15 protein-coding genes are annotated in these 16178 nt (G+C 63.8%); 12 read left to right on the forward strand and 3 right to left on the reverse strand.

Annotation, left to right across the window (positions count from 1 at the left end; genetic code table 11):
• The first annotated feature begins 27 nt into the window (after positions 1–27).
• A complete protein-coding gene (locus ACPPVR_RS07150) occupies positions 28–858 on the forward strand; it encodes an SDR family oxidoreductase (protein WP_426613534.1) in 831 nt (276 codons plus the stop codon).
• 152 nt (positions 859–1010) lie between these two features.
• Here the strand turns inward: ACPPVR_RS07150 and ACPPVR_RS07155 are convergent, their stop codons facing one another.
• The gene (locus tag ACPPVR_RS07155; protein WP_426613535.1) at positions 1011–1271 is read right to left on the reverse strand and encodes a DUF1488 domain-containing protein; all 261 of its coding nucleotides are present in this window, start codon (positions 1269–1271) and stop codon (positions 1011–1013) included.
• 590 nt (positions 1272–1861) lie between these two features.
• Between ACPPVR_RS07155 and ACPPVR_RS07160 the strand changes: the two genes are divergently transcribed.
• Genes ACPPVR_RS07160 through ACPPVR_RS07170 form a run of 3 tightly spaced genes read left to right on the forward strand, consistent with a single transcriptional unit; the run spans position 1862 to position 3282 of the window.
• Positions 1862–2041: a hypothetical protein gene (locus ACPPVR_RS07160; protein ID WP_426613536.1), complete on the forward strand. Its 180-nt coding sequence runs from the start codon at positions 1862–1864 to the stop codon at positions 2039–2041.
• Positions 2042–2052: 11 nt separating this feature from the next.
• Positions 2053–2832, forward strand: coding sequence for a sensor histidine kinase (locus ACPPVR_RS07165; RefSeq protein WP_426613537.1), 780 nt, complete (start codon positions 2053–2055; stop codon positions 2830–2832).
• 45 nt (positions 2833–2877) lie between these two features.
• Entirely contained in the window at positions 2878–3282 is a 405-nt protein-coding gene (locus ACPPVR_RS07170; protein ID WP_426613538.1) for a hypothetical protein, read from the forward strand.
• Between the two features lie 145 nt (positions 3283–3427).
• On the opposite strand, the gene ACPPVR_RS07175 is transcribed toward ACPPVR_RS07170, so the two are convergent.
• The gene (locus tag ACPPVR_RS07175) at positions 3428–4498 is read right to left on the reverse strand and encodes an adhesin (protein WP_426613539.1); all 1071 of its coding nucleotides are present in this window, start codon (positions 4496–4498) and stop codon (positions 3428–3430) included.
• Positions 4499–4844: 346 nt separating this feature from the next.
• Between ACPPVR_RS07175 and ACPPVR_RS07180 the strand changes: the two genes are divergently transcribed.
• The 8 genes from ACPPVR_RS07180 to ACPPVR_RS07215 all read left to right on the forward strand — a co-directional run bounded on the left by ACPPVR_RS07180 (position 4845) and on the right by ACPPVR_RS07215 (position 14936).
• Positions 4845–6116, forward strand: coding sequence for a hypothetical protein (locus ACPPVR_RS07180; protein WP_426613540.1), 1272 nt, complete (start codon positions 4845–4847; stop codon positions 6114–6116).
• A 16-nt stretch (positions 6117–6132) separates the two neighbouring features.
• A complete protein-coding gene (locus ACPPVR_RS07185; RefSeq protein WP_426616046.1) occupies positions 6133–6756 on the forward strand; it encodes a hypothetical protein in 624 nt (207 codons plus the stop codon).
• Between the two features lie 55 nt (positions 6757–6811).
• Entirely contained in the window at positions 6812–7633 is an 822-nt protein-coding gene (locus ACPPVR_RS07190) for an NAD-dependent protein deacetylase (RefSeq protein ID WP_426613541.1), read from the forward strand.
• A gap of 122 nt (positions 7634–7755) precedes the next feature.
• Positions 7756–9840 (forward strand): hydantoinase/oxoprolinase family protein, encoded by a 2085-nt coding sequence (locus ACPPVR_RS07195; RefSeq protein WP_426613542.1) that lies wholly within the window; start codon positions 7756–7758, stop codon positions 9838–9840.
• Between the two features lie 2 nt (positions 9841–9842).
• The gene (locus ACPPVR_RS07200; RefSeq protein ID WP_426613543.1) at positions 9843–11501 is read left to right on the forward strand and encodes a hydantoinase B/oxoprolinase family protein; all 1659 of its coding nucleotides are present in this window, start codon (positions 9843–9845) and stop codon (positions 11499–11501) included.
• Between the two features lie 451 nt (positions 11502–11952).
• A complete protein-coding gene (locus ACPPVR_RS07205; RefSeq protein ID WP_426613544.1) occupies positions 11953–13668 on the forward strand; it encodes a pyrroloquinoline quinone-dependent dehydrogenase in 1716 nt (571 codons plus the stop codon).
• 134 nt (positions 13669–13802) lie between these two features.
• Positions 13803–14132, forward strand: a complete 330-nt coding sequence (locus tag ACPPVR_RS07210) for a c-type cytochrome (RefSeq protein WP_426613545.1) — start codon at positions 13803–13805, stop codon at positions 14130–14132.
• 36 nt (positions 14133–14168) lie between these two features.
• Positions 14169–14936 (forward strand): substrate-binding periplasmic protein, encoded by a 768-nt coding sequence (locus ACPPVR_RS07215; protein ID WP_426613546.1) that lies wholly within the window; start codon positions 14169–14171, stop codon positions 14934–14936.
• A 50-nt stretch (positions 14937–14986) separates the two neighbouring features.
• Here ACPPVR_RS07215 and ACPPVR_RS07220 read toward each other — a convergent pair whose 3' ends face one another.
• Positions 14987–16177 (reverse strand): lipase family protein, encoded by a 1191-nt coding sequence (locus ACPPVR_RS07220; RefSeq protein WP_426613547.1) that lies wholly within the window; start codon positions 16175–16177, stop codon positions 14987–14989.
• Position 16178 lies beyond the last annotated feature (1 nt).

The following is a 16178-nucleotide window of genomic DNA, read 5'->3' on the forward strand; positions in this document are numbered from 1 at the left end:
GATGATGAAGCATTCCGGAGAGAACCCATGACCGATCGCTCGCCCCCGTTTCCCTCGCGCCTCACTGGCCAACACGCGCTGGTGACCGGCGCCTCGCAAGGCATTGGCCGCGCCGTCGCCATCCGGCTCGCCCAGGAGGGCGCGACGGTTGCCATCAACTATTTCGGTCATCCCGAGGGGGCCGAGGAGACGCTCGCGCTCGCGCGGACGGCATCGGGCGACCGCGGCCACAGCAAGCTCGATCATGTCATCGTCAAGGCTGACATCGGTAACGAGCAGGACATCGCCGCGATGTTCGAGACGATCCTGGCGCGCTGGAAGCGCCTCGACTGCCTCGTCAACAATGCCGGCTTCCAGAAGGAGTCGCCGAGTGAGGCGCTCGACGTCGAAACCTATCGCCGCATCATCGACGTCAATCTCAACGGCGCGGTGCTCTGCGCGCAGAAGGCGCTGGCGCATTTCGTCGCGCGCGGCGCAGGCGGCAGCATCATCAATTGCTCCAGCGTCCACCAGATCATTCCGAAGCCCGGCTATCTCGCTTATTCGATCAGCAAAGGCGGCATGGCCAATCTGACGCGCACGCTGGCGCTGGAATTCGCCGGCCGCGGCATTCGCGTCAATGCGGTAGGTCCCGGCGCGATCGACACGCCGATCAATGCCACTTGGACAGGCGACGCTGATAAGCGCGCCAACGTCGCAAGCCACATTCCGCTAGGCCGTGTCGGAACGCCGGAAGAGATCGCGGCCGTGTTCGCCTTCCTCGCCTCGGATGACGCCAGCTACATCACCGGTCAGACGATCTATGCCTGCGGCGGTTTGACGCTGTTTCCCGAGTTTCGGGAGAACTGGGCGAGCTAAAGCATGATCCGGAAAAGTGCGAAGCGGGTTGCCGAAAAGATCATGCTCAAACAATAGCCTAAAGCGCGATGACGATTCATCCTAACCTCATCGCGCTTTAGGGTACGGATTTGCGGTGGAACGCCAACTCAGGCGCGGCTGAGCCGGCCGTGTCAAAAATCTGCGGCGACCAAATTGTAGGACCCCCTGCTGCCCCGGACATACTTCCTGGCCGCGGCAGCACATATCAAGTCGCGATTGGAATCGAACGCGTTCAGAAAGCCCGATTCGTTGGAATGGGCGCCGGGCTGGATGCGCTGCAATGCCCCTTCTTCTATGAAAAATGAGGCCTCAATAGCGCTGTCGTGTCCCCAAAACCGCACGGCATGTCGCGTCCGGTCATATGAGCGGCTGTGATTTGGAAAATCAATCATGGCTTGGGCCGATCAAGTTGCAGGTGCCGCGCCGGCCTGTAGGCCGTTTAAACCAGGGTACGCTGGGCGACACGCGGCTTGTTTATGTCAGGAACGCGGACGCTTTGTCGAGACGCTGACAAGATCTGGCGTCGGGAAACCTTTTGGCGAAAGCAGAGAGGGTGCAGCGAACCGGTTGCGTTTCTTTCAAGTGATGATTGGCAACGGGTTATAACGCGGTTCGTTGCTTATCGTGTCAAATAGGCTCTGCCAGGCCTCGCTATTCGGCGGAAGGTCACTATATCGAGGTCATCACCGCACGCCCCTCGGCTGTTACCGGTGACTGAGAGCGTTGCGCTCCCGCCGCGACAAGAGGCGGTCAATATGTCGGATTCCCCCGGGTTCAACCTTCGCGAGTGGCTCGTACCTCGAGTATTGCTGCCGCTCTTCTTCGTGCTGTTGGTCGCCGCTTCAATGCTCATTCAATGGTAGTCGGTTTCGGCGCGCCGCCGCCATCGGATCAGGCAAGCAGCTCATTGGATTCGGGTCAGTCGTCGTTGGCTTGCGAGCTCAATTCCAGGGCGATCGACGCCCTTGGTAGAGCTCACGAGATGCCGTCAGGAGACAAGCGCACGGCGGCAATGCGCAGCGCGGCGATCCTTGGAAACGCCGCCGAAATCCTCGCGTATTTCGCGACAACGAAGCAATGCAAGCAAAATGATGATGCCGTTGAAATCTCGCTTCGTGACGGAACGGTCCGCGGACATCAGGTCCGGCAGCAGCCCACGTGATGTAGTCGCCAATGCTCGAGATCGATCTCCGTACGGGCCAGCACCCCGGCGCCACAGAATCGTACGAGGATGCTCTGGCGGCAGAGAATGTCAGCCTGCGGCTTCTCCTCGCCCAGGCCGAGATCGATACGAGGGATCTGCTTGCCAGGGCGGGCATTGACGCCAAGGAGCGAGAGACGTCCGACAAGCTGCAGAAGCTTATGCTTGAAGAGCTGCACCACCGCGTCAAGAACACACTTGCTACCGTCTCCGCCATCGTCTCGCAGAGCTTGCGCAACGTGCAAGGCGCAGATCACGCGCAGCAGGCTATCGAGGGCCGGTTGTTGGCACTCGGCCGGGCACACGATCTCCTTCTGCAGACAAAATGGTCAAACGCCGATCTCGGCGCGGTTGTCCGCAATGCCATCGAAGCTTTCGACGATCGCAATGAGTCGAAGTTCTCGATTTCGGGACCCGATATCCGGATTAATTCGGGCGCTGTCATCGCCGTCGCGATGACGCTCAATGAGCTTTGTACAAACGCCACGAAATATGGCGCCTTTTCTGTCTCACGGGGGTGCGTTGACATCGTCTGGACGATCGACCCGCAGACGTCACGCTTGCACCTGACCTGGACCGAGAAGGATGGTCCGTCGATCGAGCCACCCGTAAAGCGCAGCTTTGGAACGAGATTGATCGAAACCCTTGGCCGTCAACTTCAGGGCAACGTGCAATTGAGCTATGCGGCGCGGGGCTTCGCGTACACGTTCGACGCTCCGCTGGTTTCTCTGAGTGTCCCGATGCAGGTATAGCCGGCAAGCGGGGATACGCGGAGATTTTCAACGAAAGGAGCCCGCATGTTTAAATTCTTACAGTATCGTGCAAGAGCGGCCGCGTACGGCGAACTAGCCAGGAGTTCGTCCGGCAAGGACGATACTCGTAAATTTGAGAAACTGCAGGACAGCCTTGCATCGCGCGCGGACAACGAGCAGGCCCTCGCGGACAATTACGTGGATGCAGTCAACGCCGGGGAGACCGAGCGATCGCGCGGCGCTGCCCTTGCCACGGAGGAGGAGCATGTTTTGCGCTGTCTCGGCGCGGCGATCATCATGCAATGGAATTCATTGCCGACGCCCCTTCAGCGGGAGATTTTCGACACCGCCGGGTCGGTTGGAACATTGTTGGAGACAGCGGCGCTCCGCGGGCAGATCGCCCGGTTTCTTCACAAGCACAAGCATGACGTCGGTCCCCACAAGGTCTGACGGGTGATGTACTCGGGGGCAGAATAAGAGGTGCGGCCCGCGAAGCACGCGAACGTATGTCCGTCGGTCATTCTGTGCCCGCGAAGCACGTTCCGATCTTCCCGGGTCCTGTGTCGCCGGCCATCATGACGCCCTCGATTGCGCGCTAGAACTCGCCGCCGAGGCCCAGATAGGCGGTGTGCTCGGTGCCGCCACCATTGCCGTAGCCGCCGACCACGCTCAGCGGCATGGCGGTGTTGAGCCGATGGGCGAAGCCGAAACCGAAGCCGCCTTCGCCGTGATAGACCGAGCCACGCATCTGCCAGGTGGTCTTGCCGGGGGCTGACGGCATCGGCGCGCTCGCGGTTGCGACGGCGGCCGCGATGCCGCGGCGTGCCTCTGTTTGGTTGTTCCAGATCTGCGATTGCAGCCCGGAGAGCTGCGATTGGAAGCCCGAGGACATGCTGCTCAGCTGGCTCATGTTGACGGCGTCCGTCGCATTGATGCCCGCCGCGACGTTGGTCAGCCGGCGCTCGTTGCCGGCCGTGCCGAACGACACCGTGTTGGGAGCGCTCGCCACCGAATTTGCGCCGATCGCGACCGAGTTTGACCCTAGCGCCTGCGCCCCGGCTCCAAAGGCACTCGCAGTCGCGCCATTGGCAACGCTATTTGCGCCCATAGCCGTTGCGTTGATTCCAATCGCCTGGCTGGAAGAGCCCGTTGCGGTTGCGTTGTCGCCGGTCGCTTTGCTGAGGAAGCCCGTGGCGGTTGCGTTCAGGCCGGTCGCATTGCTGAAAAAGCCGGCTGCAGTCGCGTTGTCACCGATCGCGCTAGCCTGGCTGCCGAGTGCGGTGGCGTCGCCTCCAGTGGCCACCGAGTTGCCGCCGATTGCCGTGGCGATCAAGCCGGTTGCGTGGCTGAATTGACCGACCGCAGTGGCAGCCGAGCCGTCTGCGTTGGCCTGCTCGCCGTAGGCTGCTGCGGCATTGCCGTTCGTAGAGGCAAGGCTTCCCACCGCCGTCGCGTTGCCTGCGGCTCCGTTGTTCACGCCGCCACCCGCGGCGTAGTCGGCCGCCGCTGCCTCTTTTGCCGCCAGTAGCGGGACCGCCGCGGCCGCGAGGACGAAACTTGCCGATACAAGGCGACGGATGAAGATCGCGTGGCCCGCCCTGGACCGCGTGCGCTCGTGTTGGCGACGATCCACATCGTCCAGTCGGCGAAGCAACCTGAATGACATTCTTTGACGCCCCATTTGATTGTTGACGCCAACGTCCGGAAAGCGCGCCAATGGCGCATCAACCGTTGGGTTGAGAGCGCCTCGATACCGCCATGCGGCGGTTGGTTTTCCGCCGGGTGTTGCAGAATTACTGGCGCCGTTCCGGATGCATTTCGGCAACAGCCCGACGAAAAGCAGGTGCCAGAGACCGGCAGTGCTTCGACTTCAGCCGAACGGTTGATGTTCGACTTGTCGCCTTGGCCCACATTCGCAGCAGCCCACGGTATCCGGTCAAAGATCGGGACAGACCCGAGTTCTGGAGCTGAGAGCGCAAATGCTTCGTGCGATCGCTAAGTCGATGTTTCGTGTGACCAAATCCGTCGCGGGCGCAGCGCTTGTTCGTTACGTCAGGCTCGCCGGCATCGTCCTGGTGTTGGGCATCTCTGCGCTGGGCGTCTCTCCAGCAGCGGCCGATTGCTATTCCAATGGAAGTGGATTCCTGGGCAGCTGCGACGCCTCAACGTTGGGGCCAGGCCAAGCGACCGCGGTCGGCAACGGCGCTGCCGCGTTTGGAGCCGGCGCTACCGCGTTTGGCGATCAGGCGGGCGCAACGAACAGTGCGGCGACGGCGATTGGCGCTGGCGCCATTGCGACCGCCTCTAGCACATCATTGGGCAGCAATGCCGGCGACATCTTTATCGGTGCTGGACAGGGCGTGACGAGCATCGGCGCATACGCGAATCACAGGCAAGCTGACTTCGCCGATTGGAGCACGGCAATTGGTGCCGGTGTCGACGGCACGGCTGCTACGTCGTCCGGAGCGTACAGTGTTGCGATCGGTGGGGGCGATGGAGTATCCGGCCTGACTGGTGCAAGTTCCAGCGGTGATAAATCGGTCGCGATCGGCGTGAGCAGCGTCGCGGCGGGGGTATCTGCCACCGCGATCGGGAGCGGTGCGAGCGTCACGGCTGACAACGCCGTTGCTTTGGGCAACGCGGTCACGGCGAGCGGTACCAACGCCTTTGCGGCCGGCAACAACTCGCACGCCACAGGGACGAGCGGTATCGCCATCGGCGATGGTGCGAATGCCGGCGCCGGCGCCAATGCCATCGCGATCGGGACCAACGCCACCGCAGGCTTTGCGAACTCGACGGCCATCGGATCCGGCGCGACGGCGACGGCTCCCAATCAGGTCGCGATCGGTACGGCAAGCAACACTTATCGCATGGCCGGCGTCGCATCCGCGGCGAGTCTCGCGGCGCAGAGCGGGCCGGTCTCCTTCGTCACCACCGATGCGGCCGGCAATCTGGCGACGTCGAGCTTTAGCTCGGCGAACATCACTTCATTGCAGTCGCAGGTGACCTCGTTGCAGTCGCAGGTGACGGACAACCGGCTGGAAGCGCGCAGCGGTACCGCGGTTGCGCTGGCGGCCGGCTCGATGCCGGCGTTACAACAGGGGCGCAAGTTCGCGCTCTCGGCCGGCTATGGCAATTTCGAGGGAGCCAATGCCTTTGCGGTTGGCGCCACCGCACTGCTCTATGACGGCAAGAGCTATGCGATCATTGCCAATGCCGGCGGCGGCATCGGGCTCGAGCGTAACGTTGCGGGCGGGCGCGGTGCTGTTTCGATCCAGTGGTAAAAAGAACCCGTTCATCATGATGCTGCGCTGGGTGAGTGCCGGCTTCGGGCTTGTCCTGCTCGGGCTCCTGATCCTGGGCGCAGTGACGACATCCGCGCAGCAGACGCCGCCGCAACCGCAACAGGCGTCACCACAGCAGCAAGCAGCAAAGCCCGCCAACATCGACCGCAACGGCGTGCTCATGCTGATCCGCTCGACTTTGCTTGCGCTCGACCAGGCCAACAAGACCGGCAACTACACCGTGCTGCGCGATCTCGGCGCGCCGGGTTTCCAGGTCAACACCGCCGCGCGGCTCGCGGAGATCTTCGCCAAGCAGCGCGGCGACAAGCTCGATCTCTCCGGCGTCGCCGTCATCGATCCGCAGTTGTCGTTGCTGCCGCAGATCGAGCCGAACGGTCTGTTGCACATGGCAGGGTTTTTTCCGTCGGTGCCGTCGCAGGTGAATTTCGAACTGTTGTTTGCGCCGGTCGAAGGGCAATGGCGCGTGTTCGGCGTGTCGTTGTCGGTCGGACAGTCCGCGCCGGTGGCTCCCCCCGCGCCGGAAGCTGCGCCGGGCAAGGCGGTCGTTTCGCAGAAACAAGCCTCGCCGCCAAAGCCGAGCGGGTCCTCGAAACAGCCGACTCCGTCGGCAACGCAATGATCAGCCGAGCGCGGGTGATCTGGCAAAACCGGCCGGCACAGACTACATCTGCGCCATGGCAAATGCTCCGCTGGCAAACCACCCGCTCCAGGATTTCGTCGACCGGCACGAGCGTCTGTTCGTGCTGACCGGCGCGGGCTGCAGCACCAATTCCGGCATTCCCGACTATCGCGACAGCCACGGCAACTGGAAGCGGACCCAGCCGGTCAACTTCCAGGCCTTCATGTCGGAGGAGCATACAAGGCAGCGTTATTGGGCGCGCAGCCTGATCGGCTGGCGCCGGTTCGGCCAGGCCCGGCCGAACGATGCGCATCATGCCCTCGCCCGGCTCGAGGCCAAGGGTCGCTGCGAGATGCTGCTGACCCAGAACGTCGACCGGCTGCATCAATCCGCCGGCCACCGGCAGGTGATCGATTTGCACGGTCGGCTCGATCTGGTCCGCTGCATGGGATGCGGCGGCAAGACGCCGCGCCACGAATTCCAGGAAACCCTCGGCCGCGCCAATGCGGAGTGGCTGACGCTCGATGCCGCGGATGCACCGGACGGCGACGCCGATCTCGAGCATGCGGATTTTTCATCGTTCAAGGTGCCGGCCTGCGAGGCCTGCGGCGGCATCCTCAAGCCTGACGTCGTGTTCTTCGGCGAGAACGTCCCGCGCGAGATCGTCGCCACCGCGCAGGACCATCTGGCGCAGGCCGACGCGATGCTGATCGTCGGCTCATCGCTGATGGTCTATTCCGGCTTCCGCTTCGTGCAGGCTGCCGCGCAGCGGCAGATCCCGATCGCGGCGGTCAATCTCGGACGCACCCGCGCCGACGACCTCCTGACGCTCAAGGTCGAGGAGCGCTGCGAAGCGGCGCTCGCGTTTTTGCTTTGAACGCAGCCAACCGTACGCCCTCTATCGCATAGGTGCCACGCGCTTCACCATCGGAGCCGTCGCTGGTATGAGAATTGCTGCCATTTTCGCGCAATTTGACGATCAGTACGGAGAGTTTTGGAATGCTTGAGGGAGCCGAGGTGCGGCTTGCCGTCGATATCGGCGGCACGTTCACGGATATCGTGCTGGACGTGGGCGAGGCGCGCAAGACGCGCAAGCTGCTGACGACGCCGCAGCGGCCCGAACAGGCGGTGCTGGACGGGATGCGCCTCATCCTCGCCGATGCGCGTGCCCATATCAGCGACATCGACGTCTTCATTCACGGCACCACGCTCGCGACCAACGCGATCATCGAGCGGCGCGGCGCCAAGACCGCGCTGATCGCGACCGACGGCTTTCGCGACGTGCTCGATATCGGCACCGAGAGCCGCTACGACCAATACGATCTGTCGATCGACAAGCCGAGGCCGCTGGCGCCGCGCAATCTGCGCTTCACCGTGCCCGAGCGCATCGACGCGCACGGCGCCATCCGCCTCCCGCTCGAGGAAGCAGCAGTGCGCGCGCTCGCGCCGAGATTGCGTGCGCTCAACGTCGAGAGCGTCGCCATCGCATTCCTGCATTCCTACGCGAATCCCGAGCATGAGCGGCGCGCCGCCGCGATCATCAGTGAGGAGATGCCTGGCATCGCCGTGACGATGTCGTCTGCGGTGTGTCCGGAAATCCGCGAATATGAGCGGACGTCGACGGCAGTTGCCAACGCCTATGTGCAGCCGCTGATCGACGGCTATCTCGCGCGGATGTCCGATGCCTTGCAGGTCGAGCAGTACCGCGGCGCGATCTATCTCGTGACCTCCGGCGGCGGCGTTACCTCGATCGAGACGGCGCGGCGCTTTCCGGTTCGTCTCGTCGAATCCGGCCCGGCCGGCGGCGCGATTTTCGCGGCGCAGATCGCAGCGCGTCTTGGTGAGAGCAAGGTGCTGTCCTTCGACATGGGCGGCACCACGGCAAAGATCTGCCTGATCGAAAAATATCAGCCCGAGACCTCACGCGTGTTCGAGGTCGATCGCGCCGCGCGCTTCCTCAAAGGCTCCGGCCTGCCGGTTCGCATTCCCGTGATCGAGATGGTCGAGATCGGCGCCGGCGGCGGCTCCATCGCGCATGTCGATGCGATGAAGCGCGTTACCGTCGGCCCCGAGAGCGCCTCGTCAGAGCCGGGACCGGCCTGCTATGGCCGCGGTGGCCAGCGTCCCGCCGTGACGGATGCGGACGTAGCCCTCGGCATGATCGATCCCGACGCCTTTGCGGGCGGCACGATCAAGCTCGACCCGGAGCTTTCGAAACAGGCACTGCTGCGCGCCGTCGGCGAGCCGCTGGGCCTGTCGGCGGAGACAGCGGCCTATGCCGTGCACGAGGTCGTCTGCGAGAACATGGCGAGCGCCGCACGCGTGCACGCCGTCGAGCGCGGCGCCATTGTCGGCCAGCACACGCTGATCGCCTTCGGTGGTGCCGCACCGCTGCACGCGGCGCGCGTCGCCGAGAAGATCGGCGTCTCCCGGGTGATCGTGCCCTCGAATGCCGGTGTCGGCTCGGCCGTCGGATTCCTTGCGGCTCCGATCGCTTATGAGCTGGTGCGCAGCCGTCACGTCCGGCTCGATGATTTCGACACTGATGCGGTCTCCGACCTCCTGCAGGAAATGGCGACCGAAGCGCGTGCGCTGGTCGAGCCCGGCGCAGCCGGTGCACCCGTGCGCGAACGTCGCGCGGCCTTCATGCGCTATGTCGGCCAGGGTCATGAGATCACGATCGAGCTGCCGAACCGGCGGCTGAATTCGGCCGATCTCGCCGGCTTGCGCGAGAAGTTCGAGGCGAACTACTCTGCGATGTTCGAGCGTCCGATCCCGGGCGCTGCGGTCGAGGTCCTGAGCTGGTCGGTGCTTGCCACGACGGACGCGCGCAATCCGTCTGTTGTTGCCGCCGTTGCGCGCAAGCCTGCCGGTAAAGCATCCGGCAGCCGAAAGTTCTTCGACGGCCGGGCGGGCCAGGTGATCGACATCCCGCTTTATCGCCGCGAGGACATGGCGCCGGGCGCGACCATCGCGGGCCCTGCCGTGATCGCCGAGGACGAGACATCCACTTTCGTCTCCACCAGTTTTGACGCCCATATCGACGGGGCCGGCAGCATCGTCATGGAACGGAAGGCGGCCTGATCATGAGCAAGGCAAGCGGCGCGAGCCTGATCGACCTTCAGATCATGTGGCACCGGCTGATCGCCGTGGTCGAGGAGCAGGCGCAGGTGCTGCTCCGCACCGCCTTCAGCCCGATCGTGCGCGAATGCGGTGATCTCTCCGCCGGCGTGTTCGACCTCAAGGGCCGGATGCTGGCGCAGGCGGTGACGGGCACGCCCGGCCACGTCAACTCGATGGCGGAATCGGTCAAGCTCTTCATCGCGCATTTCCCGATCGAGACGATGAAGGAAGGCGACGCCTACATCACCAACGATCCCTGGATGGGCACCGGCCATCTCAACGATTTCGTCGTCACCACGCCCTGCTTCAAGGACGGCAAGGTCGTCGCGCTGTTCTCCTGCACCAGCCATCTGATGGACATCGGCGGCATCGGCTTCGGGCCCGACGCCACCGATGTGTTCATGGAGGGGCTCTACATTCCCATGCTGAAGCTGATCGACCAGGGCGTGGTCAACGAGACGCTGATGGCGATGATCCGCACCAACACGCGGCTGCCGATCGACACCGAGGGCGACACCTATTCGCTCGCCGGCTGCAACGACGTCGGTTGCGAGCGCCTGGTCGAGATGATGACCGAATTCGAGATCGATACGCTCGACGAGCTCGGCGACTACATCTGCGATCGCTCGCGCGAGGCTGTGCTCGCCGAGATCGCAAAGCTGCCGAAGGGCAGCTGGCGCAACTCCATGATCGTCGACGGTTATGACGCGCCGGTCACGCTGGCCGCGACGCTGACGATTTCGGATACGGGCATTCATGTCGATTTTGAAGGTACCTCGGCCGCCTCGAAGTTCGGCATCAACGTGCCCTTGTCCTACACTACGGCCTACACGGTGTTCGGCCTCGGCTGTGTCGTCGCCTCGCAGATCCCGAACAATGCGGGCTCGCTCTCGCCGCTGACGGTGTCGGCGCCGCTAGGCGCCATTCTGAATGCACCAAAACCCGCGCCGGTGGCGTCGCGCCATATCGTCGGCCAGATGCTGCCCGACGTCGTGTTCGGCTGCCTGCGCCAGATCATTCCCGAGCGCGTGCCGGCCGAAGGCACTTCGTGCCTGTGGAATCTCAACGTGCGCGGACAGACCCGCAGCGGCGCCGGCGGCAACTACGGGTTCTCGATGGCGGTGACCTCCAATGGTGGCACCGGCGCGCGCTTTGCAAAGGACGGGTTGTCGGCGACCGCCTATCCCAGCGGCGTGCGCGGCACGCCGGTCGAGATCGCGGAGACGCAGACGCCGCTGATCTTCTGGCGCAAGGAGCTGCGTCCTGACTCTGGCGGGGCAGGGCGCACGCGCGGCGGCCTCGGCCAGATCATCGAGGTCGGCAGCGGCATCGATGCGCCGTTCGACATCCTCGCAGCCTTCGACCGCATCGATCATCCGCCGCGCGGCCGCGACGGTGGCCGAAACGGTGAGGCCGGCTATGTCGGCTTGAAGTCCGGACAGAAGATGCGCGGCAAGGGCTTTCAGACCGTGCCGCCTGATGACCGGCTGGTGGTGATGACGCCGGGCGGTGCCGGCATCGGCGATCCCCGGGAACGCGCGCCGGAAAGTGTGTGCGGCGACATCGAGAGTGGATTGGTGTCTTCAGACAATGCGGTTGCGATCTATGGACGCGCGGGATGAGGTGACGGGCTCGGCTGTATCGTCTGCGTCACGCCGCCGTATCGCGTCATCATGATCGGCTTCGTGCTGCTGCTGACGCTCCGGCCGCGCACCGTCACGGTGCTGCCGCGCGTGCTGTACGGATAACCCGCTCGGTTCGAGATTTGTCGATTGAGACGAAACGGTCAGCGCCGCTGCCGTTTTAGTTCGCTCTCACGCATCAAATTCACGCCCTGCGCGCATTCCGTCTTTGCACTCTCTTTGATCAGGCGTACTCTATATCCGCGCGCAGAAGTGCAACAACAACCACTCCAGTGAACGTAGCTCCTTTGGCGATATGCGTCGAAAGAGGGGGACATCCGTTGGCAGCTCATGTCCGATGGAGAAAGATCAACGCGTACTGAACTGCAAACATCCCTCGCAGCGGCGCTCATCACGCAATCAACAAACACGAAAGCGGGAGGAAATGCATATGAGGAAGCAGTGGCGTAACTCGGGTTTGCCTGCTCTTGTCGGTGCAACGCTTGCGGCGTCGGCGGCTTTGGCTCAATCCGTGGACACGGCCCGGATCGAGGCCGCCGGTCAGAACGATTGGCTCACCTATCACGGTTCATACAAGTCGTATCACTACAGTCCCCTCTCACAGATCAATACCGGTAATGTGAACAATCTGGGTGTCGCCTGGATCCACATCCCCGGACGTTCGACCCGGGGGCTGCAATCGATGCCGCTCGCGGCCGATGGCGTGCTCTACTACACCGGCTCCTATAGCCGCACCTTTGCGCTGAACGGCGCTACCGGCGAGGTGATCTGGTCCTACTTCCCCGAGCTGGATGAAGCCTTGGTCGCGCGGCAGACCCATTCGCCCTACAATCGCGGTGCCGCCCTCGGCGAGGGAAAGGTCTATGTGGGGACAATGGATGGCCATCTCATCGCGCTCGACATGAAGACCGGAAAGGTCATGTGGGACACCAAGCTGATTGATTCCCAGAAGCTGACCGTTGGGTTCACCGGAGCGCCGCTTTACGCCAAAGGCACGGTGGTGATCGGCTCGCAGGGCGGCGAGTGGCCGGGCCGGGGTCCGATCTTCGGTGTCGATGCCACCACCGGCAAGAAGAAATGGGAATTTCTGACGGTTGCCGGCACCGACGACGCCATGAAGACCTGGGGCAATGACTCCTGGCGCACTGGCGGTGGCGGCGGATGGATGCCGGGGACCTACGATGCCGAGAACAACACAGTCCTGTGGGGCACTGCCAACCCGGCGCCGCTCTACGACTGGTCGGGAACCGACTACAAGACGCAGGGTGCGCGTCCGGGAGACAATCTCTACACCACCTCGGTAATCGCGCTCGATATCGATAGCGGCAAGCTGAAATCCTATCACCAGGAGCTGCCTCACGACGCCTGGGACTTCGACAGCGCGGTCGGCGAGTTCGTGATGCTCGATCGCGACGGCCAGAAGTACGTCATCCATCCGAACAAGAGCGGATACATCTTCGTCTATGACCGCAACCTCGGCGTCAAGAACGTCTGGCGGATCACGCAGAACAGCAATTTCGTCAAGGACATTGATCCTAAGACGGGTGAGCTGATTGGCCGTCGCGACTTCCCCGCAGGCAAGGTTTCCGAGCCGTTGTGCCCGCACATTTCCGGTGGAGTGAGCTGGAATGCCGGGTCGTACAACCCGAAGACGGGGCTCTACTACAAGCTCGGCCAGGAATGGTGCATGACGCTCGAAGTTCAGAAGACGACTCCGATCGTTGCTCCTCAGGCTCAGCTCAACATCGGCGCCGACTTCAAGATCGCGCCGCCGCCTGGTGGTGAGATCTATGGCCATCTCGACGCGCGCGACCCCATCACCGGCGCCAAGAAGTGGGAAGTCCGCTTCCCCGAGCCACCGCTCGGAAGCGTATTGTCGACCGGAGGCAATCTGGTGTTCGTGCCGGATTCGCGGGGCACAGTTCATGCCTACGATGCCGACTCCGGTGCCGAGCTGTGGAGCCACGGCGACGGCACCGGCCATCAAGGCGGCATCATCAGCTATTCCGTCAATGGCAAACAGTTCATCGCGGTCGTCGCCGGCTTCGGCGGCATGGCTTCGGATGACTACGCGCCGACCTTCGGCGGCGTCTACAAGAGCATGCCGCGCGACGACGGCGCGCTCGTCGTCTACAGTCTGAAATAAGGGCCTCGTGACATTGAGAGGGAACGGCGTGATGCCGCTCCCTCCCGTCAAAGCGGGGCTGATGAGCCTTGAGGCGAATTGGAGTCCTGAGAGGTAGTTTGGCCGGTATGCGATTGGCTCGGAACATTGCGACATTGTCGACGCCGACACTTGCCGTGCTGCTTCTCACGATTTCAGCCCTGCCGTCTCGCGCGCAGCAGCCTCCGCCGCCCGCGCCCGATAGTGGAGAGCTCGATGTCGGACAGTTGTTCGCGACGACCTGTGGCTGGTGTCACTCCGCCGGCGGTCGCGCCGCCGGCAAGGGGCCGCAGCTCATGGACACCAGGCGAGATGACGACTTCATGCGCAACCGCATCAAGAACGGCAAGGAAGGCGCGATGCCCGCCTTCGGCGCGTCGTTCAGCGATGCGCAGATCGACGAAATCGTCAAATACATCCGTGCCCTGAAGCCAACTGAAGGCTGAGCCAGCAAACCAGTACTGATCCACACCGGAAATCTCATGAAGACCTGTCTCCTCTTCGTGGTCGGCGTCCTGCTGGGACTAATTGGCGTGGCGCAGGCCCGTTCCCTCGGTGCGATCCGCGACTCCGGTGTGCTCGGACTATGCGCCCACCCCAACTCGCTGCCCTTCGCCAACAAGGCCGGCGACCCTCCGGGATTTCAGATCGAGTTGGGCGGCGCGTTCGCACGCGAGCTTGGCGTCTCGCTCAGGCTCGACTGGATCATCACGCAGTACCAGATGCGCAGTGCCGGCTGCGACATCGTGCTCGACGTCATCGCCGACCGCGAAGCGCAAGGCGAAACCCGCTTGAGGATATCGAAACCGTATTATCGCACGGGCGTCGTGCTGGCAGTGCCGTCATCCAGCGCGCTGACCTCGCTCGGGAGCCTCAACGAATCCACCAAGGTGGGAGTGCAGGTCGGGTCCGTCGCAGCAATGATCATCGGTCAACGGCGCGTACCGACATCGACGTTCGGCTTCGAGACCGATAGCCTCGATGCTGTGTCAAACCATGAGATCGATGCCGCCGCGGTCACGCCCACCGCGGCAAGCTATTTCAACCTGACGCATCCGGACAAGGCACTTCGGATACTGGATCGCGACGAGGGTGTGGCCGACCTCAACTGGAATGTCGCGGTCGGCATGGTCCGCCCGGATGATGCGTTGCGCGAGGCGATCGACGGAGCGCTGGAACGGCTGCACAACGACGGTACGATCGATCGGATATACGGTCGCTATGGGATCGTGCTGCAACCGCCGAGGTAGTGACCGGTTCCGGGTGCGGTCCTCTGATCCGCCACGTCCATGGCGGCAGCCTAGCGGCCGCAGTCGTTGGGCGCCGCCTTGCCCGCAAAGCGATCGGTCATCCAGTTCATCGCGGCCATGGTGCTCGCCTGCGCGGCGCGGCCGTGCCCGATGTTGCGAAGGACGACCATTCTCACCGGACTGCCCGCCTTGCACAGTCGGTCCATATAGGCGCGCGTGACCGCCGGCCGGATGATCTGATCGACAGTCCCCTGCGCCAGGAACACAGGGAGGGCGGGCGGCAATGTGCCGGCGCTGTTCTTCTCCAGCAGCGAGTGCCAGGGCTCACCTTTGGTCGGATCGGGGACGGTCAGGAAATATTGCTGGAGCGGCCGCTCGGTGCGCTGCCGGACGAAGATGTCGAAGGGTCCCTCGATGCATTCGCGCGCCAGCCGGTTGATCACCGGCAGCGCGCGCGGATCGACGATGTTGTCGAGCGCAACGTCGTAGACGCGATGCCAGGACCACAGCGTCATCGCCGTGATGTTCTTGCCGCCGACCGAATTGATGTCGTCGCTCATCAGCGTGGCGAGGTCGGTCGCGGGCGCAGCCGCAGCGACGCCGAGCAGATGGAGATCGGGCGCATAGGTCGGCGCCAGCTGTCCGGCAAACAACACCGCCTGTCCGCCCTGCGAGTGCCCCCACAACGTAAAATCCTTGGCCCCGCCCGCGCCGGGCAGGTCGCGCGCCGCCCGCACGATGTCGAGCACGGCGCGGCCCTCGCTCTCTCCGACGAGATAAGGATGCGGGCCCGGCGTGCCGAGCCCAGGATAGTCGGTCGCAGCGACGATGTAGCCGCGCCCCACCATCGAGCGCAGCCCCTGGATCTGCTGGAACAGGAAGATCGCGAGCGACGGCGCGCAGCGCGGCACGATGCCCGACGTCGGATGCGCCCAGGCGACGATCGGACGACCGCCGGGCGGCGGTGGGCCCGGCGGAACGATGACGACGCCTGAGACGAGGATTGGCTCGCCCCTCAGTCCGGTCGAGCGGTAAAGCACGCGATAAGTCGAGGCCCCGAGTGGCGCGCCGTCCATCGGCTCCTGCCGCACCAGGCTGCCGGGCGGGCCGTCGGCGAGCGATGCCGGCGCGTCGTAGAAGGCCGACTGCGCGCGGGCTGCCGCGACACCGGCGGCGAATATGACGAGTGCAGCTATGGTCGCGCGGGCGATGAAGGGCATCTGTGATCCATTCCTGCTCATG

The sequence above is a fragment of the Bradyrhizobium sp. McL0616 genome (assembly GCF_049993385.1).
GTDB lineage: Bacteria > Pseudomonadota > Alphaproteobacteria > Rhizobiales > Xanthobacteraceae > Bradyrhizobium.

Excerpts from the sequence above, each read along its gene's own strand:
- ACPPVR_RS07155 (WP_426613535.1), bottom strand. The coding sequence starts at position 1,271 with ATGATTGATTTTCCAAATCACAGCCGCTCATATGACCGGACGCGACAT.
- ACPPVR_RS07200 (WP_426613543.1), top strand. The coding sequence starts at position 9,843 with ATGAGCAAGGCAAGCGGCGCGAGCCTGATCGACCTTCAGATCATGTGG.
- ACPPVR_RS07205 (WP_426613544.1), top strand. The coding sequence starts at position 11,953 with ATGAGGAAGCAGTGGCGTAACTCGGGTTTGCCTGCTCTTGTCGGTGCA.
- ACPPVR_RS07160 (WP_426613536.1), top strand. The coding sequence starts at position 1,862 with ATGCCGTCAGGAGACAAGCGCACGGCGGCAATGCGCAGCGCGGCGATC.
- ACPPVR_RS07185 (WP_426616046.1), top strand. The coding sequence starts at position 6,133 with ATGATGCTGCGCTGGGTGAGTGCCGGCTTCGGGCTTGTCCTGCTCGGG.
- ACPPVR_RS07195 (WP_426613542.1), top strand. The coding sequence starts at position 7,756 with ATGCTTGAGGGAGCCGAGGTGCGGCTTGCCGTCGATATCGGCGGCACG.
- ACPPVR_RS07190 (WP_426613541.1), top strand. The coding sequence starts at position 6,812 with ATGGCAAATGCTCCGCTGGCAAACCACCCGCTCCAGGATTTCGTCGAC.
- ACPPVR_RS07170 (WP_426613538.1), top strand. The coding sequence starts at position 2,878 with ATGTTTAAATTCTTACAGTATCGTGCAAGAGCGGCCGCGTACGGCGAA.
- ACPPVR_RS07215 (WP_426613546.1), top strand. The coding sequence starts at position 14,169 with ATGAAGACCTGTCTCCTCTTCGTGGTCGGCGTCCTGCTGGGACTAATT.
- ACPPVR_RS07175 (WP_426613539.1), bottom strand. The coding sequence starts at position 4,498 with ATGTCATTCAGGTTGCTTCGCCGACTGGACGATGTGGATCGTCGCCAA.
- ACPPVR_RS07165 (WP_426613537.1), top strand. The coding sequence starts at position 2,053 with ATGCTCGAGATCGATCTCCGTACGGGCCAGCACCCCGGCGCCACAGAA.
- ACPPVR_RS07150 (WP_426613534.1), top strand. The coding sequence starts at position 28 with ATGACCGATCGCTCGCCCCCGTTTCCCTCGCGCCTCACTGGCCAACAC.
- ACPPVR_RS07220 (WP_426613547.1), bottom strand. The coding sequence starts at position 16,177 with ATGAGCAGGAATGGATCACAGATGCCCTTCATCGCCCGCGCGACCATA.